The sequence below is a fragment of the Bradyrhizobium sp. 1200_D9_N1_1 genome, from assembly GCF_052075915.1.
In the GTDB taxonomy this organism is placed as follows: Bacteria; Pseudomonadota; Alphaproteobacteria; order Rhizobiales; family Xanthobacteraceae; genus Bradyrhizobium; species Bradyrhizobium diazoefficiens.
In genome coordinates this window covers 1922513-1946479 of the sequence record NZ_CP197226.1, presented here as the reverse complement: position 1 = coordinate 1946479, position 23967 = coordinate 1922513, and the positions used below count along the sequence as shown (strand labels likewise).

Genomic DNA, 23967 nt, shown 5'->3' with positions numbered 1-23967 from the left:
CTTCGAAAGTCGAATTCCGACAGCTTAGCGCGCGACGATCAGGCCCTTGCTGGTAACAACCACCCAGCGGCCGTCCTGGCGGCGGATCGCATCGACGCGGCCAACGCCGGGAATGGGATCGCCGGCATAAACCTCGTAAAGGCCGCCCCGGCCCTCGATCAGCGCGCCGCCATTGGCGACGTCGCGCAGGACCCAGCCCTCGATCGTCGGGAGCCGGCCGACCTCGGTCTTGGGCGCGGCGGGCACCGGAGCCGGTGCGGCGGCAGCGGTCGCAACCTGGGTCGGCGCGATCGAGCCGGTGGTCTCCCTGGCGGGTGTGGCGGCAGCCTGCGCGGGGGCTGCGGGCGGCGTGGCACGGAGCTTGTCCACGGTCTCGGACAGTTTTGCGATCCTGGCCATCGGCTCGGCCTGCGCCTTCTCGAGCTTGTCGAGACGGTCGTTGGCCCGGTTGAACTGGTTGAGACCGGTCTTGGAGGTGTGCTCGACATTCGCCTTGAGCGCGACGAGGTCGGCATCGATCCGCGCGACGGAGGCATCGAACGCGCTGGTGTCGGCGACCTGCGCTGGCGCCGGAACCGGAGCTGCAAAGTGCATCATGCCGGCGGTCGCGAGCACGCCGCTGATCGCGCCGACGCTGGCGGCAATCGCCACCACCGCGGCCATCGCCGACAGGCGACGCTTGCCGCCGGCCTCGCGCGGCTCGTCCGCCTTCACGTGGGGGGCGAAATCCTCGCGGTCCCAGGCGCGATCCGAGGGGGGCATGACGATGAGCTTGCCGGGCTTCGGCTCGGGCTTGGATTCAGCCTGCGGCGTGGCGCTGAACTTCGGCACCTCGATCCTCGAGGCTTCGATCCTGGGCGGCTCGACCTTGACTGGATCGGCTTTGGGCGGCGTCTCATGGTCGGGGGCAATCGAAGGGGCCTCGATCCCGGCAGCCTCGACGGCCTGCGGCGCGGTCGCGGCGGCTTCGACGCTCGTCTGTTCGCCGGTCTCTTGGGCAGCCTGCTCAGCCATTGGTTCGCTCACGGCTCAAATACTCCACTCTGGATTGACCTTTTGGTAACTTTCATTGCTTGCGAAATCCTTACCTTCGGACCCGCTTACCGAAATTTTAGGAAGTCATCAGGGGCCGAATTTGGCCGGGAAAGTGGATCCGGTGTGGCGGGCGTGAAACAATTTGTAACCGGGGGAAGATGAACGGCAGGGCAACGGTCGGGCCGCCGCCCTTCGAGGACAGCTGAAGAGGCGGCCGCCTCCAGCGGCAACCGCTTCGCGGTTGCGCGGGGGTGACGGTGAGAGAGTTGGGCGCGCAATCTCGACCTCGTCATTGCGAGCGTAGCGAAGCAATCCAGACTGCCACCGCGGAAAGACTCTGGATTGCTTCGCTACGCTCGCAATGACGGAGTGCGGATTACTGGCCGGCGCTCACATCGTCACAGGTGCATCCGGCAGCTCGTTGCGATGCGAGCCTTGCGGAGGAAAATGCTTTGCCAGCTCGCGCGACACGGCTGCGATGCCTTCGATCACGCCGCGCTCGAACTGGCCGGACCTGAACTCCGCCTCCATGGCGCGGCAGATGGTCTCCCAGCCCGCCGCGCCAACTTTCGCGTCGATGCCGCGGTCGGCGATGATCTCGACGTCGCGATCGGCGAGCAGGAGATAGATGAGGACGCCGTTGTTGTGCGCGGTGTCCCAGATGCGCAAATGCGAGAACACGTCGAGCGCGCGCTCGCGCGCCGGCTGGTTGCGGAACAGGGGGCCGCCGTCGAGCGCGCCTTCGACGACGAAGCGGACCTGGCCGGAATGGGTGGTCTCACCCTGCTTGATCGCCTGCTCGATGCGGGTGAGCACCTTTGGCGGAAAAATCCGCTTTGCCCGCCAATGATGCTGCACCAGATGTCTGGCAATGCGCTTGATGCTCATGACCGCTACCAGCTCCCCGAGGCGCCGCCGCCGCCAAAACTGCCACCACCGCCGCTGAAGCTGCCGCTGTCGCTGCTGCCCGACGATCCGCTGCTCCAGCCGCCTCCCGACGATCCGCTCGACCACGAGCCCCGACGCGACGACCCCGTGCTCGGTCCCATCGCGGAAACCACATCGGCGATGAATCCGATGATGAAGCCGGCGACGCCGAGCACCATGGCAAGTGCGAAGGAACCGAGAATGAGCCAGGTCAATGCTGCGATGATGCCGCCGGTCACCAATGATCCGAGCAGCCGCCCCAGCATGGCCCGGAAGAACCCGCCGACCCCGATCGAGGCGAACACCGTCACGAAGAAGAGCGGCCCGATGTCGTCCAGATTGCCGAAATTCACGCTGGGCGAGGGAACCGGCAGCGGCTCGCCGTCGATGACGCGGATCATGCGATCGACGCCATCCGAGATGCCGCCGCTGAAATCGCCCGTTCTGAATTTCGGTGTGATGATCTCGTCGATGATCCGCCGCGAGGTGACGTCGGTGAGCGCGCCTTCGAGGCCGTAACCGACCTCGATGCGCAAATGCCGGTCGTTCTTAGCAACGACGAGGATCGCGCCATCGTCGACCTTCTTGCGGCCGATCTTCCAGGCCTCCGCAACCCGGATCGAGAACTGCTCGATCGTTTCCGGCTGCGTGGACGGCACGATCAGGACGGCGACCTGGCTGCCTTTGCGCGTCTCGAAGTTGCGCAGTTTTTGCGTGAGCGCAGCAATGTCGCCGCTGGAGAGCGTGCCGGTCTGGTCGACCACGCGGCCGGTCAGCTGCGGCACCGCGACGTCGGCGAAGGCGGGAAACGCGAAGGTGAGGAGGAGTGCGAATACGAACCACACACTCAGTGTCATCGCCCGGCTTGACCGAGCGATCCAGTATTCCAGAGACGGCAGCGAGATACGGAAAGGCCGCGGCGTACTGGATTCCCCGCTTCCGCGGGGAATGACAGTGGTGGGCGTGGCGCGCATGAGAGGCGAACGCACTTACTTCGATGGCGCGGGCGCAGGATTGAAATCGACCTTCGGCGCGGTCGAGATCTCCTTCTCGTTCTCGACCGAGAAGTTCGGCTTCTCCTTGTAGCCGAACGTCATCGCGGTGAGGTTGGTCGGGAACGAGCGGATGGTGACGTTGTACTCCTGCACCGCCTTGATGTAGCGGTTGCGCGCCACCGTGATGCGGTTCTCGGTGCCCTCGAGCTGGGACATCAGGTCCTTGAACAGCGCGTCCGACTTGAGCTGCGGGTAGTTCTCGGTGACGACCAGGAGGCGCGACAGCGCGCTGGAGAGTTCGCCCTGGGCGGCCTGGAACTTCTGGAAGGCCGCGGGGTCGTTCAGCACCTCCGGCGTTGCCTGGATGCTGCCGACCTTGGCGCGGGCATTGGTGACGCCGAGCAGCACGTCCTTCTCCTGCTGGGCAAAGCCCTTCACCGAGTTGACGAGGTTGGGCACGAGATCGGCGCGGCGCTGATACTGGTTCACGACCTCGGACCAGTTGGCCTTGATCTGCTCGTCCTCGCTCTGGATCGCGTTGTAGCCACAATTGGTGAGGCTGAGCGAGGCCAGCGCCGCCAGCACGGTCAGGATCTTGCGCATCAAAATTTCTCCCGGTGGAATCCGGCGCAAACTATCAGAAGGGCCCTGGCGAGTGTCGAGATTTCTTCTCGTCATTCCCGGGCGATGCGACGGGACCGCGCAAGCGCGGCCCGGAGCATCGAAGAATCTCGAGATTCCGGGTTCGCTTCGCGCCCCGGAATGACTGCAACAAGCATATGCGCGCCCCATCGCCAGCCGATTGACGCAAGCCCCTTGCCTATCACCGGCCAACATAGTCAACTCAACGAAACAATAAGACCAAACGGAAACGCCAGGGGGAACGCGATGTCCTCGTTCGAGACCATCCTCGTGGAGCGGCCGGAGCCGGCGATTGCCCGGGTCGTCATGAACCGGCCCGATGCGCGCAACGCGCAGAACCTGCAAATGACCTACGACCTCAACGCTGCCTTCGATGCCGCGGTGCAGGACGACACGGTCAAGGTGATCATCCTTGCCGGCAACGGGCCGCATTTCTCCTCGGGCCACGATTTGCGCCCGGGCGGCAAGAATGAAGCGGGCGTCGATTTTCCGCCGATCGGAAATTGGGGCGGCTTCGCCGAAGCCAACGCGCACGGCCGCTTCGCGCGCGAGCAGGAAATATATCTCCAGATCACGCGCCGTTGGCGCAATCTGGCAAAGCCTGTTATCGCCGAGGTGCACGGCAAGTGCATCGCCGGCGGCTTGATGCTGGCCTGGGCCTGCGACCTCATCGTCGCCAGCGACGATGCGCAGTTCTGCGATCCCGTGGTCGCCATGGGCGTCTGCGGCGTCGAATGGTTCGTGCATCCTTGGGAGCTCGGGCCGCGCAAGGCCAAGGAATTCCTGTTCACGGCCGACAGCTGGAGCGCGCAGGAGGCGCATCAGCTCGGCATGGTCAATCAGGTCGTGCCACGCGCGGAGTTGTCATCGCGCGTGCTGGAGCTGGCGCGCCGGATCGCATCAAAGCCGTCCTTCGCGCTGAAGCTGACCAAGGAGGCGGTCAATCGTTCGGTCGATGTGATGGGCCAGCCGGCTGCAATTGACCAGGCCTTTGCCCTGCATCAGCTCTGTCACGCCCATAACCTTCAGGAGTTCGGCATGATCGTCGATCCATCGGGCCTGCATCCCTCCGTGCGCAAACCGCCGGCGGCCGCGGAGTAGACGCGATGGACCTCAATCTGAGCGACGAGCAACGGCTGCTGCGCGAAAGCGCGGAACGCTTCGTGGCCGAGAGCTACGATGCCGATCATCGCCGCAAGATGGCGAACGATCCGCTCGGCTTCAGCCCGGCGGTATGGACGCAGTTTGCCGAGCTCGGCTGGTTGGCGTTGCCGATCCCGGAGCAGTTTGATGGGCTCGGCGGTGGTGCGGTCGAGATCGGCATCTTGATGGAAGCCTTCGGCCGCGGGCTGGTGTCGGAGCCTTATGTCGCAACCGTCGTGCTCGGAGCCGCGCTGATCGACAGATGCGGCAGCACGGCGCAGAAGCAGGCGAGCCTGCCGAAGATCGCGGACGGGTCGTTGAAGCTGGCGCTTGCGCATTCCGAACGCGCAGCGCGGTTCGATCTCGCCAAAGTTGCGACCGCAGCCAACAAGACCGCGCAGGGCTGGCGTCTTGCCGGCAGCAAGATCGCCGTGCTCGACGGCCATGCCGCCGACGAGATCATCGTCTCCGCGCATATTCACGATCATCGGGGGCCATCGGGGCGGATCGGCCTGTTCCTGGTGCCGGCAACGGCGCCGGGCCTCTCAATCTCCGACTATCCGCGGCTTGGCGGCGGGCGCGCCTGCAATATCGAGCTGCCCGACGTGCATCTTCCTGAGGACGCCCTGCTCGGCGACGGCAAGGATGCGCTGCCCGCAATCGAATGGGCCGTCGATCGCGCCATGGCCGCGCTCGGCGCGGAGGCCGTCGGCATCATGCAGATGCTGCTGGAGACGACGCTGGAATACACCAAGATCCGGAAGCAGTTCGGCCGGCCGCTGTCCGCCAACCAGGTGATCCGCCACCGCCTTGCCGACATGGCGATGCAGGTGGACGAGGCGCGCTCGATGGCGCTGCGCGCCGCGCTGAAGGCAGACAGCACGCCGATCGAGCGCGCGCGGGCCGCGTCGGGCGCGAAGGCGAAGATCGGCAAATGCGCGCGCTTCGTCGGCGAGCAGTCGATCCAGCTTCACGGCGGCATGGGCGTCACCGAGGAGCTCGAGGTCGGCGCCTATTTCAAGCGGCTCGTCGCCTTCGACACGCTGTTCGGCGGCAGCGCGCACCACTATGCCCGCCACGCCCGGCTTGGCCGCACCGGCGTATCGGCCTGAACCGAAAGGAGCGCATCATGGACCTGTCGTTCAATGCCGAGGAGCGCGCCTTCCAGGACGAGGTGCGCGGCTTCATCGCCAAAAATCTCACCGAGGAGATGAAGCGCGCGACCGCGCTGACGCCCTCGGTATTCTCCGATCCTGATATCGGCATGGCCTGGCAGCGCGCGCTGCACAGGCAGGGCTGGGGCGCGCCGGGCTGGCCGGTCGAATATGGCGGTCCGGACTGGACGCCGGCACAGCGCTGGATTTTCGAGACCGAATCCGCGCGCGCCGGCGTGCCCAATGTGAATGTCATGGGCGTAAAGATGGTCGGGCCCGTCATCATCGGCTTCGGCAGCCCTGAGCAGAAGAACTTCTATTTGCCGCGGATTCTCTCCGGCGAGGATTATTGGTGCCAGGGCTACTCCGAGCCGGGCTCCGGCTCCGACCTGTCTTCGCTGAAGACGCGCGCGGTGCGCGACGGCGACCACTACATCATCAACGGCACCAAGATCTGGACCACGCATGCCCACCACGCCAACCGCATGTTCGCGCTGGTGCGCACCAGCGACGGGCCGCGGCAGCAGGACGGCATCAGCTTCATCCTGATCGACATGAAGACGCCGGGCATCACGACGCGCCCGATCCTCACCATCGGCGGCGACCACGAGGTCAACCAGGTGTTCTTTGACGACGTGCGTGTGCCCATGGCCAATCGGGTCGGCGAGGAAGGCAAGGGCTGGACCTACGGCAAGTACCTGCTCGAATTCGAGCGCGGCTCGGGCATCGCCTCCGCCAAGCTGCGCGAAGGGCTGAAGGCGATCGCGGACCTTGCCGAGTCGGACCTGACCGGCCGCGCGATCGACAGTCCTGACATCGCGACGCGCATTTCGGAGGTCGAGGTCGACATCGACGCGCTGGAGATGACCGAGCTGCGCGTGCTCTCGGCGCTCCAGACCGGACAGAATCCCGGCGCGGTGTCGTCGATCCTGAAGCTGCGCAACAGCGAGATCCGCCAGGCCGTGACACGGCTGGGCGCCGACGTGATTGGCCATGACGCCCTCGCCGTCGAGCCGATGCGCCCGCTCTACAAGCTCAACCACGAACCGGCGATACCCGAGGACATGCTGACGGTGGTGCCGGAATATCTCAACGGCCGGGCTTACACGATCTTCGGCGGCACGTCCGAGATCCAGCGCGACATCATCGCGAAGATGATGCTGGGGATTTGAGGCAAAGCTCGCGCAACGCATTCGGTGTCGTCCCGGCGAAGGCCGGGACCCATACGCCGTGACGAAGTTGGCGTGCGAAGCCGGTAACCACCGATCTTCGCCAAACCAGGCTCGGTGGTTATGGGTCCCGGCCTTCGCCGGGACGACAGCTAAGATTGCCGCAACAGCGCGGGCTATGCCCCCGCCTTCGCGTCCCTGATCGCCTGCCAGATCTTCTGCGGCGTCAGGGGCGTGTTGAGCTGGGTGATACCGAGCTCGGCGAGCGCATCCATCACGCCGTTGGTGACGCAGGGCGGGCCGCCGATGGCGCCGGATTCGCCGCAGCCCTTGGCGCCGAGCGGGTTGGTGCGGCAGGGCGCGGAATCATCCAGTGTCACCTCGATCGGCGGCACGTCGCCGGCGCGCGGGATGCAGTAGTCCTGATAGCTCGCGGTCAGGAGCTGGCCGTCGGCATCGTAGGAGACGCCCTCATAGAGCGCCTGGCCGATGCCTTGCGCGACGCCGCCATGGATCTGGCCCGTCACCAGCATCGGGTTCACGGCGACACCGACGTCGTCGACGGTGGTGTAGCGCACGACGCGGGAGACGCCGGTTTCGGGGTCGATCTCGACCTCGCAGATATGCGTGCCGTTCGGCCAGCTCGGACCATCGACCTCGCCTTCCGAATCGACGCTGAGTTTTGCGCCGCTCTCCTTCTCGGCAAGGTCGAACAGGCTGATGCGGCGGTCGGTGCCGACCACGGTGAGCATGCCGCCCTGATATTCGATGTCCTCGACCGAGGTCTCCAGCACGTTCGCCGCCTTCTCGCGCGCCTTCTGGATCAGGTCATTCGACGAGACGGCCACGGCCGTTCCGCCGACGAACAGCGAGCGCGAGCCGACGCTGCCAAAGCCCATCGCCAGATCGGTGTCGCCCTGGACGACATCGATCTTGTCCATGGCAATGCCGAGCGTGTCGGCGATCATCTGGGTGTAGGTGGTCTGAAGCCCCTGCCCCATCGCCATGGTGCCGGAATGCAGGACGACGCGGCCCTGCGAGGTCGCGTGCAGGCTGACCTTCTCGGTATGGGCGCGGCCGCCGGTCCATTCGATGTACGACGTGAGCCCGCGGCCGTAGAGCAGGCCCTTCTTCTTCGCCGCCTTCTTGCGCGCGGCAAAGCCGTCCCAGTCGGCGAGCTTCACGGCACGGTCGAGCATGTGGGCGAAGGCACCGGAATCGTAAACCTGGCCCGCAGCATTGGTGTAGGGCAGCTGCGCCGGCTTGATGTAGTTGGCCTTGCGGATCGCGCGCGGATCCATGCCGATTTTTCGCGCGGCGGCGTCGAACAGGCGCTCGACGATGAAGACGGCCTCGGGCCGGCCCGCACCGCGATAGGCACCGACCGGCGCGGTGTGGGTCATCACCGACTTCACCTCGAAATGCACCAGCGGAAGATCGTAGACGCCGGTCTGCACGAACGGCCCGAGCACCAGGGGAATGATGTTGGCGGCCCCCGAAGAATAGGCGCCGGTGCAGCCGATCGACTTGACCCGATAGGCCAACACCTTGCCCTTCTCGTCCAGCGCGAAGGACGCGGTCGAGGTGAGGTCGCGGCCGTGGGTGCCGCCGACGAACTCGTCGGTGCGGTCGCCGCGCCAGCGGATCTTCTTGCTCAGCTTGGTCGCGGCGTAGGCGACGATGCCGTCCTCGGGATAGAGGTTGGTCTTCTGGCCAAAGCCGCCGCCGATGTCGCCGACCAGCACGCGGACGCTGTCCTTGGGGCGCTTGAGCACGGCTCCCGCCAGCACGTCGCGGGTCGAGGCCGGCGTCTGCGACTGCACGTGCAGGAGGAGACGTCCGGTCTTCTTGTCGATCTCGGCGATGGTCGAGCGCGGCTCCATCGCGGAGGGCACGAGGCGCTGGCTGATGATGTCGAGCTCGACCGTGTGCGCGGCCTTGGCAAAGGCCTCGTCCACCTTGGCGGCATCGCCGTAAGCCATCGCGCCGACGATGTTGTCGGGCGCCTCCGGCCACACCACAGGCGCGCCGGGCTTCACCGCCTCGACCGGGTCGACCACCGCGGGCTGCACGTCGTATTCGACCACGATCGCTTCGGCCGCGCTCTGCGCCTCCGCGCGGGAGGCGGCGACCACCGCCGCCACCGCCTCGCCGGTGTAACGCACGACCTCATGGGCGAGCAGCCGGCGCGGCGGCACCGTCATCGGCTTGCCGTCGGGGCGCTTGAAGATGCTCAGCGTCGGGATGCTGCCGATATCGTCCCTGACGAGATCCGCACCGGTGTAGACCGCGGTGACGCCGGGCATTCCGGCCGCGGCGCTGGTGTCGATCGAGACGATCTTCGCGTGCGCATGCGGCGAGCGCAGCACGTGCAACCACAGCGCGCCGTCCTGCGGCTTGTCGTCGATGAATTGCCCCTTCCCGGTCAGCAGCCGCTGGTCTTCCAAACGCTTGACGGGCTGGCCCGCTCCGAAACGCAAATTGCCGGGAAGAATGTTCATTCCGTGGGGTCCTCGAGGTCTTTTCGAAACTGCGGGCAGCCTTTTAGCGGATCGACCGGGGGCATACCAGCCGCGGTTTTGGGCGGGATATCCACGATTTCGGCATGCGGTCCCGCAAATCTGCGATTCCGTAGGGTGGGCAAAGGCGCACTTGCGCCGTGCCCACGGTCGCTCAACCAACGCGATCAAGATGGTGGGCACGCTTCGCTTTGCCCACCCTACGCACTGCGCATCGCCCCGGAATGACGGCTACGCCAGCTCCCGGAGCGCTGTCTCCACCACCTTGCGCGCATCGGCCGTCAGCGCGGCCTGCGGCGGGATGGGATCGCCGACGTCGTAGCCCTGGATCGAAAGGCCGGCCTTGATGCAGGCGGCGAGGTTGAAGCGGGCGAAGGCTTCGTTGATCCGCCACAGCCTGCGCTGGAGCGCCATGGCCTCGTCCCAGCGGCCCGCCCGGCAGAGGTCGTAGAGCGCGACGCTCTGGCGCGGGATGATGCAGGCAGGTCCCGCCATCCAGCCGAGCCCGCCGATCAGCATCACCGCGGCCGGAATGTGGGCGGAGGCCGAGAACACGCGCAGGCGATCGCCGCAGCGGTTCATGATCGAGAGCAGCCGGCCGGTGTTGGTCGAGGCGTCCTTGATGTAGCCAATGCGCGGATGCTCGGCGAGGCGCGCGATGATTTCGAGGGTGAGGTCGGAGCGCTGGAATTGCGGATTGGTGTAGATGACGACGGGAATGTCCACGGCGTCCGCGATGGCGCGGAAATAGGATTCGACCTGGGTATCGGCGAGCGGGAAATACGCCTCCAGGATCGCCAAAATGCCGTCGGCGCCGAGCTTCTGATACGTCCGTGCCTGCGTCACCGCATCCGCGGTCGAGGTGGAGGCGACGCCGGCCACCACGGGCACGCGGCCCTTCGCGGCTTCGATCGTGGTCTGCACGACCGCCGTGCGCTGGGCGGCATTGAGATAGGCGAACTCGCCGGTCGAGCCGAGCGGCGTCAGACCATGCACGCCGGCACCGATCAGGTCGTCGCAGAGCTTTGCGAGCACGCTCGTCCGCACCGTGCCGTCGGCATCGACGGGGGAGACGAGGTAGGGGAAGACGCCGTGGAATTCGGACATGTCGGGGGCTCCGGAAGCTGGCACCCGACGGGTATTACCAATGCCCGCCCCGGCGATCAAACCTTGAGCAAGCGCACCCGCGTGCCCCAGGGATCGACCGCCTCCAAACCGTCGGCAAGCGCCGTGACCTTCACACCGCTCTTGCGCAGGCGCTCTTCCTGAGCGGCGAGCAGCTCCTGCTTCGCCATCACCAGCGAAAACCAGGCGAGACCGGTTGTGGAATCGTCGCGCAGGCCCGCGCCCTGGCTCTGCCAGACGTTCATGCCGAGGTGATGGTGATAGCGGCCCGACGACAGGAACGCCGCGCCGTTGCGCTTGCGGGTCGGGTCGAGGCCGACGGTGCCGTGGTAGAAGTTCTCGGCCTGCGCGAGATCGCCGACGCGCAGATGCATGTGGCCGACGCGCATTCCGTCCGGCGCCTTGGCATAGTCGGGAACGCGCGTATTGGTCAGCGACAGCAGGTCGGGGATGTTGAGCTCGTCGGTCGCCATCTTCACGCTGCCCTCGCTCCACTGCCATTGCGAGGGCTCGCGGTCGGCATAGACCTCGATGCCGTTACCTTCGGGGTCGTCGAGATAGACGGATTCGCTGACGAGATGGTCGGCAAAGCCCGACAGCGGCACGCGATGCGAGGCGGCGTGCACCAGCCAGCGCGCGAGATCCTTGCGGGTCGGCATCAGGAAGGCGGTGTGGTAGAGGCCTGCGGCATTGCGCGGCTCGATCGCCGCATCCGGACGCGCCTCGAGCACGAGCAGCGTGATGCCGGCCGTACCGAGCTTCGCAGCGCTGGCGGAGCGCTCCATGACGGTCAGCCCGATCACGTCGCGGTAGTAGTCGGCAACCGTGTCGAGATTCTTGACCCGGAGCGTCACCATGCCGACCCGCATCGGCGTGCGGCTGGCATAGGTCGGCCCGCCGCCTTGCGCAGTCCCCTCGGCGCGTGCGGCAGCCGCGGCCGCCATCGCGAGCGAGGTGGCTCCGGCAAGTTGGAGCAGGGTGCGGCGGGTGAGATCGATGGTCATCGGTCGGGGCTCGCTGGAAACGTCTAAGGCCGTACGGCGCAATGTCGACCGATTGCTACACGTTCCCGTGAACGGCTCCCAATCACATGTTCGTCGGCCGGCGCCGGCTCCGTCCTGGCCACCCGACCAGTTTCGCTACCGCCCGCGACATCCCAGATTGGGGACAACTTACAGGAGACCGCCATGACCGCCCCAACTCCACTGTCCTCACTGTCGTCCGCGCTCGCGGATGTCGTGGCGCGCACCGCGCCCTCCGTCGTCTCCGTGCACTCGCATCGCTCCCGCGCAACCGGCTTCGTCTGGAAGCCCGGCCTGATCGTCACCGCCGACGAGGCGTTGGCCGACGAGGGCGAGGTCGAGATCGGCCTCCCCGACGGCAGCCGGGTGGTCGCCACGATCGCCGGCCGCGACCACACCACCGACATCGCGCTGCTGCGCACCGAGGCCGGCGTCGCGCCGGTCAAGCTCGCCGCGACGGTCCCGCCCCTCGGCGCGTTGTCGGTTGTCGTGGCCACCAACCGTGATACGCCGAGCGCCGCGCTCGGGATGGTATCGGCGTCCGGCAAGAGCTGGCGCTCCCTACGCGGCGGCGACATCGATGCCCGGATCGAGCTCGACGTTCGCCTGCGTCCGGGCCAGGAAGGCGGCCTTGCGCTCGATGCGACCGGTGAAGCCTTCGGCATGGCCGTGCTCGGACCAAGGCGCGTGCTGGTGATCCCGACGGCGACGATCGAGCGCATCGCGCCGCAACTCGAAGCCCGCGGCCGCATCGCGCGCGGATATCTCGGGCTCGGGCTCCAGCCGGTGCGGCTCGAGGACGGCATCGGCGCCATGGTGATGAATGTCGACAAGGCCGGACCTTCTGCGGCGGCCGGCATCCGCCAGGGCGATGTGATCGTGGCGGTCAACGACCAGAAACTGTCCGGCGTGCGCGCGCTGTCGAGAACACTGGGACCTGCGAGCGTCGGCGCTGTGGTCGATGTCGCGGTGCGCCGCGGCGGCGAGCCGATCAGCTTCAAGGTCACGGTCGGCGAGAGGCCGGAGGCGTGAGCGAGGACAAGCTACCGGAGATCGTGCTGTCCCTGGAGATCGACGATCCCGCCCTCGCCGATCGCCTGGCGGCGCTGCTCGGCAATGTCGCCGGGCTGCGCCTTGCCGCGCCCGGCGAGCAGGCCGCCGCGACGATCGTCGCCCGCGATCCGCGCAGCATGCCCGAGGACATCGCACTGACGCAGCGCGAGCTCGACGTGCTGGCGCTGATGGCCGAGGGCGCCTCCAACAAGATGATCGCGCGTCAGCTCGGCATCTCCGTGCACACCGTGAAATTCCATGTCGGCTCGCTGCTCGACAAGCTGGATGCCACCGGCCGCACCGATGCGGTGGCGCATGCCGCGCGCCGCGGCGTGATCGAGCTCTGAGCGGCGCGGTTCAATCGCCGATCGCGGTCTGCGCCAGCTCGCGCATGCGGTCGGTATCGACGACGCGGCCATGGCTGATCACGATGCTGGGCGGGCTGTGGAAGCGCAGCGCCTCGGTGACGTCGGCCTGTTCGAGCACGACCAGGTTGGCTGCGCAGCCGAGCCCGAGGCCATAGCGCTCGAGGTTGATCGCCGTCGCGGCGCGCGTGGTGATCATGTCGTAGAGCGTCTCGAACTCGCTCTTCTTCGTCATCCACAACAGATGCGAGGCGAGGAACGCCACCTCCAGCATGTTGTTGCGGCCGAACGGATAATAGGCGTCGGAAATGTCGTCCTGGCCGAGGCAGACATTGATGCCGGCACCGAGCAATTCCTTCACCCGCGCGTGCAGCGGGCCGTTGTGCGGATTGCTGACGACGCTGACACGGGCCTTTCCGAGCAGCACCTTCAGCTCGCGGAGATAGTTCTCGGGATAGAGCGCCATCGCCCGGCAATGATGGGCGAGCGCCCGGCCCTCGACGCCGCGCGCGATCACCGCGCGCGCCATCATGTCGAGCGTGCGCATGTTGGCGTCGCCGACGTCGTCCAGCAGCATCGAGGTTTCGGCGCCGTGCTCGGCCGCGAGGTCGAAGCAGAACGCGACATGGCGGCGCATGTCCTCTTCGTCGGCTTCGATCCAGGGAATCCCGCCGACGACGTCGGCCCCGAGCGCCATCGCCTTGCGCATCAGGCCCTCTGCGCCGGGCTCGCGAAACAGGCCGTCCTGCGGGAATGCCACGACCTGAATGTCGACGATGCCGCGAAACTCCTCGCGGATCGCGAGCAGCGCCTTGACGCCCTCCAGCCGGGCCTTGGTGTCGACGTCGGCGAAGGCGCGGATGTGGAGGTTGCCGTGGAGCGCGGCGAGCGCCACCGCGCGCCGTGCGTTCGGGACGATCCAGGACGCGTCGTAGTTGCTCTTCACCGCTGCGGCGAGATCGACCGCCTTCGCCGCCTCGCTCATGCCGCCGCCCTGATAGGCCTCTAGCGCCGCCTCCGACATCATCGGCAGGGTCCAGACCTTGCAGAGGTGCAGGTGCGGATTGACAAAGGCCGGCGTCACCAGGCCGCCCTTGGCATCGACGAAGGCCTGTGCGCCGGGATCGAGCCGGTTGCCGATCGCGGTGATCACGCCATCGGTGATTGCAATGTCGACGATCTCGCGGCTGCGCGTGCGGGCATTGGTGATGACGAGGTCTGGCAGGCGGGGCATTGCAGGACTTCCACTCGGTACGCGTGCAATCATGCAAGTTGGGTGCCGGGCTGCGCGGGCGGCGGAAACCGGAGCTGGACCGTCAGGCCCGGCGCATTGTCATGCAGCGCAATCTCGGCGCCATGAAGGCGCGCCACTGCCGCAACGAGGCTGAGGCCGAGGCCGTTGCCCGGCGTGTAGCGGCTTTGTTCGAGACGGTAGAACCGCTTGAAGACGTGATCGCGCGCCTCAGCGGGAATGCCCGGACCGTCGTCGGCGATCGTAATCATGGCGCCGCCATCGGCGCTGCGGCATGTCACCGTCACCTGCCCGCCTTTGCGGCCGTGCTTGATCGCGTTGTCGACGAGATTGGCGACGGCGTCGAACAAGAGGTCGCGGTCGCCCGTGATCGCGACCTCGCGGTCGCCGCCGAGGCTGAGACGCGTCGCAACCTGCTCGGCGGCGGCGTCGTAGAGCTCGACGACCTCGCCGGCGATCTCGGCGAGATCAAGCGCGCGAAAGGCGCTCCTGCGGGCGCGGGTCTCGATCTCCGAGATCCGGGTGATGGAGGCGAACATGCCGAGCACGGCATCGAGATCGGCGATGGTGTCGCCGATCAGCGTGGCATCCGCCTCGCTGTTGCGCGGGGTGTGATAGGCCTTCTCCAGCCGGCCGCGCATGCGCGTCAGCGGCGTGCGCAGATCGTGGGCGACGTTGTCGCTGACCTGCTTGACCTCGCCCATCAGCGTCTCGATGCGGTCGAGCATCTGGTTGAGGTTTTCGGCGACGCGGTCCCACTCGTCGTGGCTGCCGCGCAGGGGAATGCGGCGGTCGAGACCGGACAGCATGATGGCACGGCTGGTGGCGTTGATCTCCTCGATCCGCCCCACCGTGCGCCGGGTCACCAGCACGGCTGCGAGCCCGGCGAGCACCAGGAGCAGCACCGCGACCGCGACCATGGCGAGTTCGATCGTGCCGGTGAAGCCGTCGCGATCGCCGGCGGAGCCGAGCCGGCTCTCCACATAGGCGAGCGTACCGAAATAGACGTAGGCCATGATCGCCGCGACGATCAGCCCGAATGCCGCGATCGCGATCAGCGCCAGACGGAAGGTCGAGGAGCGGAGCGTCTTAGCCAGGAGCACGGAGACAATATCCGATGCCGCGGATGGTGTGGATCAGCGGATAGGCCTGGGCGTCGTCGACCTTGCGGCGGACGCGCCCGACATAGACGTCGATGATGTTGGTCGAGGGATCGAAATGCAGGTCCCAGACGTGCTGGAGCAGCATCGCACGCGAGACGACGCGGCCCTCGTTGCGGACGAGATATTCGAGCAGCTGAAACTCGCGCGGCAGCAGCGGAATCTTGCGGCCGCGGCGGCTGGCGTTGCGCGCGATCAGGTCGATGGCGAGGTCGCCGACGCGCAACAGCGTCTCCTTGGCGATGGTCTCGCTGCGGCGGCCGAGGGCCTCGAGCCGCGCAAGCAGCTCGACGAAGGAGAACGGCTTGACGAGATAGTCGTCCCCGCCGGCGCGCAGGCCGCGCACGCGGTCGTCGACCTCGCCGAGCGCGGAGATGATCAGGAAGGGCGCCGCGATGCCGTCGTCGCGCAATTGGCGCATCACGGTGATGCCGTCGATGTCGGGCAGCATGCGGTCGATGGTGATCACGGCATAGTCGCGGGCGGCGCCGTGGCTCAGGGCTTCGCGCCCCGTGGCGGCGAGATCGACCTCATAGCCAGAGGTCGTCAACTCTTCGACGAGCTGGCCTGCGGTTTCCGGATCGTCCTCGACGACCAGGATGCGGCGGTGACCTCCGGTCATGCAAAACTCCGCGCGACGATCGCCACCAGACTATCCCGTTCCGGGGCTGAGCGGAACCGCCCGATGGCGATCGCGACAATGGTGCGGTACGGCGATGCGACTACCAATAGTCTCCGCACACATTGACCCATTGCCACCCATAGGGCGTCCAGCTCCTGCGCCAGCAACCGTCGTCGTAGTAATTGGCGTAGTAGAAGGGCGCGCCAACGAAGGCGAACCGGTGGAAGCGATGATGGCGGAAGAAGAATGCATGGCGGCCGATGAAGGGCCTGCCGTGCCAGCCCGTGCCGGCGAAACGCGGCCCGAAGGCGGCGCGGGTCGCGAGCGGCGCACCGGCAAAGCGCGGCCCGATCGCAGCGTGGGCGGTCATCGGCGAGCCGGCGAAGTGGGCGCCACCGAAACGAGCACCGCCCACGCCGCCGACATGCATCCCGCCAAAGCCACCGGCGTGCATGCCGCCGCCGAAATGTCCTCCGCCGCCAAAGCCGCCATGTCCTCCGCCGCCGAAGCCGCCGTGTCCTCCGCCGCCGAAACCACCACCTCGGGCGAGAACGGGCGAAGCGACCCCCAACGTCGCAGCCATGGCCGCCGCGACGATGCCGGTGAGAAGCCTGCTGTGCATCTGAATATCCTCCTTGTCGCGGCGACGGTCGCGCCGCTCCGGGGGATCAGATGAGGAGAATGCGCCCTCACCTTCAACTTACAAATGCGCCAGATTCTGACGCGGGTGTTAGGGAGGCCCAACTCTCTCGTTCCCTCGCCCCGTTCTTACGGGGAGGGTGGGGTGAGGGCTATCTCCAAGAATGCGATGCGGACTGTTGGCCAAGCTTTCGTCGCGCACTCACATCGGAGTCGGATGGGCCGCCATCTTGGCAACATAGTGCGCTGCGCCTCACCCGGAATCCGCGCTGCGCGCGAATTCCGACCTCTCCCCGCAGAAGAGCGGGGAGAGGTTGGAGATCACACGCGCTTGCCGCCGCTCTTCTCGGCGGCGCGGCGCAGGGCTTCGGCGAGGGCGCCGCCGCCGGAGGATTCCTGCTTGCGCGGCGCCGACGAGGTCATGCGGGCTGCATTGCGCGAGCCATTGTCGCGCTGCATGCCGGGGGCGTCCTTCTTGGCGCCGACCTCGTCGTCGAGCCGCAGCGTCAGCGAGATGCGCTTGCGGGCGACCTCGAAGTCCAGCACCTTCACCTTGACGATGTCGCCGGGCTTCACCACCTCGCGCGGGTCCTTGATGAAGGTCTTCGACATCGCCGAGATGTGCACGAGGCCGTCCTGGTGGACGCCGATGTCGACGAAAGCGCCGAACGCGGCGACGTTGGTCACGGTACCCTCGAGGATCATGCCCTTCTGGAGGTGCTTGATCTCCTCGACACCCTCCTTGAACACAGCGGCCTTGAACGCCGGACGGGGGTCGCGGCCGGGCTTTTCGAGCTCGCGCAGGATGTCGGTGACGGTCGGCAGACCGAAGGTCTCGTCGACGAAATCCTTCGGCTTCAGCGTGCGCACGATCTCGCTGCTGCCGATCAGCGCCTTGATGTCGCTCTTGGTGGCCGCGAGAATCCGGCGCACCACCGGATAGGCTTCCGGATGCACGCCGGACGCATCGAGCGGATCCTCACCGCCGAGAATGCGCAAAAAGCCCGCGCACTGCTCGAACGCCTTCGGCCCGAGGCGCGGCACGTCCTTGAGCGACTTGCGCGACTTGAACGGGCCGTTGGCGTCACGATGTGCCACGATGCTCTGCGCAAGGCCCGAGCCCACGCCCGACACGCGGGCGAGCAGCGGCGCCGAGGCGGTGTTGACGTCGACGCCGACGGCGTTCACGCAATCTTCGACCACGGCGTCGAGCGACTTGGCGAGCTTGGCCTGGCCGAGGTCGTGCTGATACTGGCCGACGCCGATCGCCTTCGGCTCGATCTTGACGAGTTCGGCAAGCGGATCCTGGAGGCGCCGCGCGATCGAGACCGCGCCGCGCAGGGTGACGTCGAGACCGGGCAGTTCCTCCGAGGCGAAGGCCGAGGCCGAATAGACCGACGCGCCGGCTTCCGACACCACGATCTTGTTCATCTTCAGCTCGGCCAGGCCCTTGACGAGATCGCCTGCGAGCTTGTCGGTCTCGCGCGAGGCCGTGCCGTTGCCGATCGCGATCAGCTCGACACGGTGCTTCAGGGCAAGCTTGCCGAGGATTGCGAGCGACTCGTTCCATTGCCGCTGCGGCTCGTGCGGATAGATCACGGCGGTATCGACGACCTTGCCGGTCGCGTCGGTGACGGCGACCTTGACGCCGGTCCGGTAGCCGGGATCGAGCCCCATGGTGACGCGGGTGCCGGCGGGCGCGGCTAGCAGCAGGTCGCGCAAATTGGACGCGAACACGCGCACGGCCTCGGTCTCGGCCGCGTTCCACAGCCGCATGCGCAGGTCGATGTTGAGATGCACCTGGATCTTGGTGCGCCAGGCCCAGCGCACCGTGTCGATCAGCCAGCGGTCGCCGGCGCGCTTGAGGTCGGCGATGCCGAACCGCTTCATGATCTTCAATTCGTAGGCGCTGGGCACGCCCGGCGGCGGCGCCTCGGCTTCGGCCTGAATCTGCAGGTCGAGGATTTCTTCCTTCTCGCCGCGGAACATCGCCAGGATGCGGTGCGACGGCAGCCTGGTCAGCGGCTCGGAGAATTCAAAATAGTCGGCGAACTTTTCGCCCTCGGTCTTCTTGCCATCGCGCACCTTGGAGGCCATGCGCGCATTGGTCCACATCTCCTCGCGCAGCGCGCCGATCAGATCGGCGTCTTCGTCAAATCGCTCGACCAGGATGGCGCGGGCGCCGTCGAGTGCGGCGGCGGCGTCAGCCACGCCCTTCTCGGCGTTGATGAAGCTTTCCGCCACGACCTTGGGATCGTTGCCGGGCTCCGCCATCAGCTGATTGGCGAGCGGCTCGAGGCCGGCTTCCTTGGCGATCTCAGCCTTGGTGCGGCGCTTCGGCTTGAACGGCAGATAGATGTCTTCCAGGCGCGCCTTGCTGTCGGCGGCCATGATCGTGGCTTCGAGGGCGGCATCGAGTTTGCCCTGCTCGCGGATCGATTCGAGGATCGCCTTGCGGCGGTCTTCGAGCTCGCGCAGGTAGCCCAGGCGCTCCTCCAGGGTGCGCAATTGCGCGTCGTCGAGCGCACCGGTCGCTTCCTTGCGGTAGCGGGCGATGAAGGGAACCGTGGCGCCGCCGTCGAGCAGCGTCACCGCTGCCTCGACCTGCTCGGCCCGAACTCCAAGCTCCTGCGCAATTTTCTGGTTGATATTTGCCACGCGAGAATCCCTCTCTCCAAGCACGCGACGCAAACCGAAATCCGGTCGCGGGACGCCGCTTATGGACCAACCCAGGTTGATTCATCAAGGTGCCGCGCGCAACCGTCGACAGACGATTTTTTTGTTGAACCGATGCGATCTCGCCACAATCGTGGGGATGCGGCGGGCGCGGTTGGTATGAAGACTCTATCCTCTTGTCGTCCTGGCGAAAGCCAGGACGACGACGGGGATTGACAGGCGCCTCCGTTCCACGGCTGTTTGCACCGCCGGACCACCGAACTCCACACGAGGACTGCAATGCGGACGACATCGGTCGGCGTCTTCAAGATCGTCACCAAGGGCCCCGGCGACGTCTCCGGCCTCATGGCCATGATCGGCTCCGGCGCGATCGATCCCAAATCGATCCTCGCCGTTCTCGGCAAGACCGAGGGCAATGGCGGTGTCAACGACTTTACCCGGGAATATGCCGTTGCCGCGCTGTGCACGGCTCTGGCGCCACAGCTCGGCTTGTCCCCCGAGGAGGTCGAGCAGCGCATTGCCTTCGTGATGTCCGGCGGCACCGAAGGCGTGCTCAGCCCGCATATCACGGTGTTCACGCGCCGCGAGGTCGAGCGGCGGCCGGCGGGCTTGTCGGGCAAGCGCCTGAGCATCGGCATGGCGCACACGCGGGACTTCCTGCCGGAGGAGCTCGGACGCGCCGCGCAGATCGCGGAGACGGCCGCGGCCGTGAAGGCCGCGATGGCGGACGCCGGGATCGCCGACCCCGCCGACGTCCATTTCGTGCAGATCAAGTGCCCGCTGCTCACCAGCGATCGCGTCGAGGCCGCAAGTGCACGCGGCAACAAGACGGCGACGACCAGCGCCTACGGTTCGATGGCCTATTCGCGCGGCGCCTCCGCGCTCGGCGTTGCGGTCGCGCTCGGCGAGACCGGCTCGGACATCAGCGACGGGGACGTGCTGCGCCGCTACGATCTGTTCTCGAAGGTGGCATCCACCTCGGCCGGAATCGAGCTGATGCACAACGTCGTCATCGTGCTCGGAAATTCGGCGGCATCGGCCAGCGAGTTCGAGATCGGCCACGCCGTGATGAACGATGCGATCGACGCCGCCGCCGTGACGTCGGCGCTGAAGTGCGTCGGGCTTGGCGTCGCACCGCAAGCGGAAGCCGGGCGCGAGCTCGTCAACATCTTCGCCAAGGCGGAGGCCTCGCCCGATGGCAGCGTGCGCGGCTTTCGCCACACCATGCTGGAGGACACCGACATCAGCTCGACGCGCCACGCCCGCGCCGCGGTCGGCGGCCTGATCGCGGGCCTTGCCGGCACCGGCGCAGTCTACGTGTCCGGCGGCGCCGAACATCAGGGCCCGGCGGGCGGCGGGCCGGTTGCGGTGATCGCGCGACTATCGGATTGAGACGGCCGGCCTCCTAAGGTCGTGCGACCTCTCCGCCCCATGCAACCCTGCCCTTCGCGCCGGCTCAGTTGATTCACGCAGGGTCCATGCGAAAGGAAGGACCGCCGCATCTAGAGGATTTGAATTTCATGACTTTGCCGATGAGCTGGAACGAGTGGGCGCAGCACGATGGCGTGGGGCTGGCGGCGCGCGTCCGCAAGGGCGAGCTGACGCCGAAGGAATTGGCCCGCCAGGCCGCTGCTGCCGTCGCCAAGGTCAATCCGGCGCTGTCGGGCGTGGTCGAGCTGTTCGAGGACGTGATCGCCGATCCGGCCAAGGACGGCGCCAACCTCGCCGGCCCGTTCGCCGGCCTGCCCTTCCTGATGAAGGATCTCGGGCCGACCATGAAGGGCCGGCTCCAGGAGATGGGTTCGCTGCTGATGCGCGGCAATCGCGCGAGCGCCGACACCTTCCTGACCGGCAAATTCCGCCAGGCCGGACTGAACCTGATCGGGCGCACCACGACACCGGAATTCGGCGTCTGCAGCTCGGCCGACAATCCGGCCGTCTACGTCACGCGCAATCCCTGGAACACCGACTACACCACCTGCGGCTCGTCCGCGGGCAGCGCGGCGATGGTTGCCGCCGGCGTGGTGCCGATCGCGCATGCGACCGACGGCGGCGGCTCGATCCGCATTCCCGCCGGCGTCAACGGTAATATCGGGCTGAAGGTCTCGCGCGGCGTGTTCTCGCTGGCCCCGCACATGTCCGACCTCACCGGGCTCGTCTCGATCCAGGGCTGCCAGTCGCGCTCGGTGCGCGACACCGCCGCCTTCGTCGATCACGCGCGCGGGCCTGCGCCCGGCGAGTTCATGCCGTTCTGGACCACGGCGCAGCCCTATTCCGAGATGATCAAGCGCGATCCGGGCAAGCTCCGCATCGCGCTGTCGCACACGTGGGGCGATTACACCGCGACGCCGGAGATCGCCGCCGAGCTGGAGAAGACCGGCCGCTTCCTCGAAGGCCTCGGGCACCATGTCGACTACGCACTGCCCGAGCTCGACTTCCGTGCGGCGTTCGAGGCGCAGACGATGTGCTACATCTCGAATTTTGCGGTGGTGATCTCGAACATGCTGGCCGCGCGCGGGCTGGACAAGCCGCCGGAAGATCTCATCGAGCCGATGAACATCAGGATCTGGGAAGCCGGCCGGCACACCAGCTTCGCCGAGCGGGCGAAGATGCAAGGCGTGTTCAACACGACGTCACGCGGTTTCGGCGCGTTCTTCGAGCAGTGGGACGTGATCCTGACGCCGATCACGGCGCTGCCGACGCCGAAAGTCGGCACCAGGGAATATCTCACCATCTCCGACAATCCTGACGTGCTCGACTGGTTCGGCAATCTCTGGCGCTTTTTCGCCTTCACCCCGCTCGCCAATCTCTGCGGCATGCCGGCGATCTCGATGCCGATGGCAACCCAGGACCACGACCTGCCGCTCGGCATCCAGGCGATCGCCAAGCAGGCCAATGACGGCCTGCTGCTGCAACTCGCCGCCCAGATCGAGCGCGCGCTCGACGGCAAGTGGAACGGCGGCAGAAAGCCGAAGGTGCATGTGAGCTGAGGAGCTGCGGTCGCAATGACATGCGATCGCGCTGCCGCCTCAATTCTTCATCGCCGGGATCTCCTCCGTCGGCTGCTGCTGCCCCTGCTTGTACATCGCGAGCGCCTTGTCGAGCGCTTCGCGCAAGGCCAGCGCGGCGGCCACGCTGCAACGCAGGTGCGCGGTCTGGACCACTTCGACCCTGACCGCGGCTCCGACCGGCATCAAGAGGTTCGCGGCGAGCTCGACCTGGATCGCGCCGTTGTGATGGCCGAAGCAGGACGCGCCGTCGAAATAGATGATCGGCGCCCGCTCGGAGCTCGAGCTCGAAATGGTGACGGGCCCCTGATTGGTGCCGGGTGTTTCGGGGTCGGCCATAAGCGCTCCTTGCGGCTAGTCGAACGAACGAAGCGCTCACCATCGGCGCTTCGGACCGCCCTGTCGAGGCCCAACCGACCGCAGGCCTACCGTGCGACCCGCATTCGGGGTTTTGCGCGGCGCCCGGCACTGGTCTAGAACATCGCCATGTCCAGCTCATCGACGTCCGGCCTACCTGCCACGCTCCCGTTCGAGGAACTGGCCGAGGCCATCAAGGGCCGCCGCTCCGACTACGGCCATATCAGCGGGCTCCAGCTCGACCGCTTCGCACCCGCCGAGGCCTGGTCCAGCCTGCCCTACCGTCCCGTCTTCGTCGGCGACACCGAGACCGGGGTGCTGCATGGCGGCGTCGTCACCGCGATGCTGGACGAGAGCTGCGGCATGGCCGTGCAGCTCGCGCTCGACGGCACGCGCGCGATCGCAACCCTCGACCTGCGTATCGACTATCAGAAGCCGGCGACGCCGGGCCTCGACATCAAGGCGCATTCGGTCTGCTACCGCACCACGCGCTCGATCGCCTTCGTACGCTCCACCGCGTATCAGGAGTCCGAGGACGATCCGGTCGCAACCGCAACGGCCTGCTTCATGATCGGCGCCAACCGCACCAACATGCTCGCCGACCGCAGGATGGATTCGCGCAGCATCCCGACCCTGGAGGCGCCGGAGGATCCGGATGGCCCGTTCGCCCGCAGCCCGTTCGCGCGCTGCCTCGGCATCCGCGTCAACGACGACGGCACGCTGACCATGCCGTTCTCGCCAAAGATCATCGGCAATCCGATCCTGCCCGCGATCCATGGCGGCATGACCGGCGCCTTCCTCGAGACCACGGCGATCATCGGGGTCGCACGCGAGCTCGGCGCCGCCGCGCCGCCCAAGCCGATCGGGCTGACCATCAACTACTTGCGCTCCGGCCGCGCGCTCGACAGCTTTGCCAATGTCTCGATCGTCAAGCAGGGCCGGCGCATCGTCGCCTTCGAGGCGCGCGCCTGGCAGGACGATGCGGACAAGCCGATCGCCACTGCCTTCGGCCATTTCATGCTGCGGCCGACGCCTGGAAACGACGAGGAATAGGCCTATTTTACTTGACGGCGGGGGCCTGGAACCACAACGATAGCGCGTTCC

21 protein-coding genes are annotated in these 23967 nt (G+C 66.9%); 8 read left to right on the top strand and 13 right to left on the bottom strand.

The genetic code is table 11. The features are described 5' to 3' along the window. Positions 1 to 24: 24 nt before the first annotated feature. From AB5K84_RS09440 to AB5K84_RS09425, 4 genes are all read right to left on the bottom strand, one after another. Entirely contained in the window at positions 25 to 1014 is a 990-nt protein-coding gene (locus AB5K84_RS09440) for a hypothetical protein (RefSeq protein WP_038965459.1), read from the bottom strand. A 411-nt stretch (positions 1015 to 1425) separates the two neighbouring features. Continuing rightward, the gene (locus AB5K84_RS09435) at positions 1426 to 1923 is read right to left on the bottom strand and encodes a TPM domain-containing protein (RefSeq protein WP_011090000.1); all 498 of its coding nucleotides are present in this window, start codon (positions 1921 to 1923) and stop codon (positions 1426 to 1428) included. Between the two features lie 5 nt (positions 1924 to 1928). Further along, the gene (locus AB5K84_RS09430) at positions 1929 to 2819 is read right to left on the bottom strand and encodes a TPM domain-containing protein (RefSeq protein WP_038965458.1); all 891 of its coding nucleotides are present in this window, start codon (positions 2817 to 2819) and stop codon (positions 1929 to 1931) included. 132 nt (positions 2820 to 2951) lie between these two features. Next, positions 2952 to 3560 (bottom strand): LemA family protein, encoded by a 609-nt coding sequence (locus tag AB5K84_RS09425; RefSeq protein WP_011090002.1) that lies wholly within the window; start codon positions 3558 to 3560, stop codon positions 2952 to 2954. Between the two features lie 285 nt (positions 3561 to 3845). On the opposite strand from AB5K84_RS09425, the gene AB5K84_RS09420 reads away from it, so the two are divergent. From AB5K84_RS09420 to AB5K84_RS09410, 3 genes are read left to right on the top strand one after another with little or no spacing between them, the layout of a single operon-like run. Further along, entirely contained in the window at positions 3846 to 4700 is an 855-nt protein-coding gene (locus AB5K84_RS09420; RefSeq protein ID WP_028172927.1) for an enoyl-CoA hydratase, read from the top strand. A 5-nt stretch (positions 4701 to 4705) separates the two neighbouring features. Then, positions 4706 to 5854 (top strand): acyl-CoA dehydrogenase family protein, encoded by a 1149-nt coding sequence (locus AB5K84_RS09415; protein ID WP_011090004.1) that lies wholly within the window; start codon positions 4706 to 4708, stop codon positions 5852 to 5854. A gap of 17 nt (positions 5855 to 5871) precedes the next feature. Continuing rightward, the gene (locus tag AB5K84_RS09410) at positions 5872 to 7068 is read left to right on the top strand and encodes an acyl-CoA dehydrogenase family protein (protein WP_011090005.1); all 1197 of its coding nucleotides are present in this window, start codon (positions 5872 to 5874) and stop codon (positions 7066 to 7068) included. 173 nt (positions 7069 to 7241) lie between these two features. Here AB5K84_RS09410 and AB5K84_RS09405 read toward each other — a convergent pair whose 3' ends face one another. The 3 genes from AB5K84_RS09405 to AB5K84_RS09395 form a co-directional block, all read right to left on the bottom strand. Further along, a complete protein-coding gene (locus AB5K84_RS09405; protein WP_038965457.1) occupies positions 7242 to 9566 on the bottom strand; it encodes a xanthine dehydrogenase family protein molybdopterin-binding subunit in 2325 nt (774 codons plus the stop codon). Between the two features lie 249 nt (positions 9567 to 9815). After that, entirely contained in the window at positions 9816 to 10691 is an 876-nt protein-coding gene (locus AB5K84_RS09400) for a dihydrodipicolinate synthase family protein (protein WP_011090007.1), read from the bottom strand. Between the two features lie 56 nt (positions 10692 to 10747). Further along, positions 10748 to 11713 carry a VOC family protein gene (locus AB5K84_RS09395; protein ID WP_011090008.1) on the bottom strand — a complete coding sequence of 322 codons (966 nt, stop codon included), beginning with the start codon at positions 11711 to 11713 and terminating at the stop codon, positions 10748 to 10750. Positions 11714 to 11896: 183 nt separating this feature from the next. Here AB5K84_RS09395 and AB5K84_RS09390 point away from each other — a divergent pair, with 183 nt between their 5' ends. Together AB5K84_RS09390 and AB5K84_RS09385 are read left to right on the top strand one after the other, a co-directional pair. After that, positions 11897 to 12763 carry a S1C family serine protease gene (locus AB5K84_RS09390; protein ID WP_011090009.1) on the top strand — a complete coding sequence of 289 codons (867 nt, stop codon included), beginning with the start codon at positions 11897 to 11899 and terminating at the stop codon, positions 12761 to 12763. Further along, positions 12760 to 13131: a response regulator transcription factor gene (locus AB5K84_RS09385; RefSeq protein WP_011090010.1), complete on the top strand. Its 372-nt coding sequence runs from the start codon at positions 12760 to 12762 to the stop codon at positions 13129 to 13131. The genes AB5K84_RS09390 and AB5K84_RS09385 overlap by 4 nt, the downstream gene beginning before the upstream one ends. A 10-nt stretch (positions 13132 to 13141) precedes the next feature. On the opposite strand, the gene AB5K84_RS09380 is transcribed toward AB5K84_RS09385, so the two are convergent. The 5 genes from AB5K84_RS09380 to AB5K84_RS09360 all read right to left on the bottom strand — a co-directional run bounded on the left by AB5K84_RS09380 (position 13142) and on the right by AB5K84_RS09360 (position 19480). Continuing rightward, positions 13142 to 14383 (bottom strand): amidohydrolase family protein, encoded by a 1242-nt coding sequence (locus tag AB5K84_RS09380; protein WP_038965456.1) that lies wholly within the window; start codon positions 14381 to 14383, stop codon positions 13142 to 13144. Between the two features lie 29 nt (positions 14384 to 14412). Next, a complete protein-coding gene (locus AB5K84_RS09375; RefSeq protein ID WP_011090012.1) occupies positions 14413 to 15504 on the bottom strand; it encodes a sensor histidine kinase in 1092 nt (363 codons plus the stop codon). Beyond that, positions 15491 to 16183, bottom strand: a complete 693-nt coding sequence (locus tag AB5K84_RS09370; RefSeq protein WP_011090013.1) for a response regulator transcription factor — start codon at positions 16181 to 16183, stop codon at positions 15491 to 15493. The genes AB5K84_RS09375 and AB5K84_RS09370 overlap by 14 nt, the downstream gene beginning before the upstream one ends. 100 nt (positions 16184 to 16283) lie before the next feature. Beyond that, positions 16284 to 16805, bottom strand: coding sequence for a hypothetical protein (locus AB5K84_RS09365; protein ID WP_011090014.1), 522 nt, complete (start codon positions 16803 to 16805; stop codon positions 16284 to 16286). Between the two features lie 338 nt (positions 16806 to 17143). After that, positions 17144 to 19480, bottom strand: a complete 2337-nt coding sequence (locus AB5K84_RS09360) for a Tex family protein (protein WP_028172917.1) — start codon at positions 19478 to 19480, stop codon at positions 17144 to 17146. Positions 19481 to 19777: 297 nt separating this feature from the next. Between AB5K84_RS09360 and AB5K84_RS09355 the strand changes: the two genes are divergently transcribed. Both AB5K84_RS09355 and AB5K84_RS09350 read left to right on the top strand, forming a co-directional pair. Next, positions 19778 to 20890 carry a ring-opening amidohydrolase gene (locus tag AB5K84_RS09355; protein ID WP_011090016.1) on the top strand — a complete coding sequence of 371 codons (1113 nt, stop codon included), beginning with the start codon at positions 19778 to 19780 and terminating at the stop codon, positions 20888 to 20890. Between the two features lie 128 nt (positions 20891 to 21018). Beyond that, entirely contained in the window at positions 21019 to 22488 is a 1470-nt protein-coding gene (locus tag AB5K84_RS09350) for an amidase (RefSeq protein WP_038965463.1), read from the top strand. Between the two features lie 39 nt (positions 22489 to 22527). On the opposite strand, the gene AB5K84_RS09345 is transcribed toward AB5K84_RS09350, so the two are convergent. Then, on the bottom strand, positions 22528 to 22845 hold the full coding sequence (locus tag AB5K84_RS09345) for a hypothetical protein (RefSeq protein WP_028172914.1): 318 nt from the start codon (positions 22843 to 22845) through the stop codon (positions 22528 to 22530). 147 nt (positions 22846 to 22992) lie between these two features. Between AB5K84_RS09345 and AB5K84_RS09340 the strand changes: the two genes are divergently transcribed. Continuing rightward, positions 22993 to 23916: a PaaI family thioesterase gene (locus tag AB5K84_RS09340; RefSeq protein ID WP_011090019.1), complete on the top strand. Its 924-nt coding sequence runs from the start codon at positions 22993 to 22995 to the stop codon at positions 23914 to 23916. Positions 23917 to 23967: the final 51 nt, after the last annotated feature.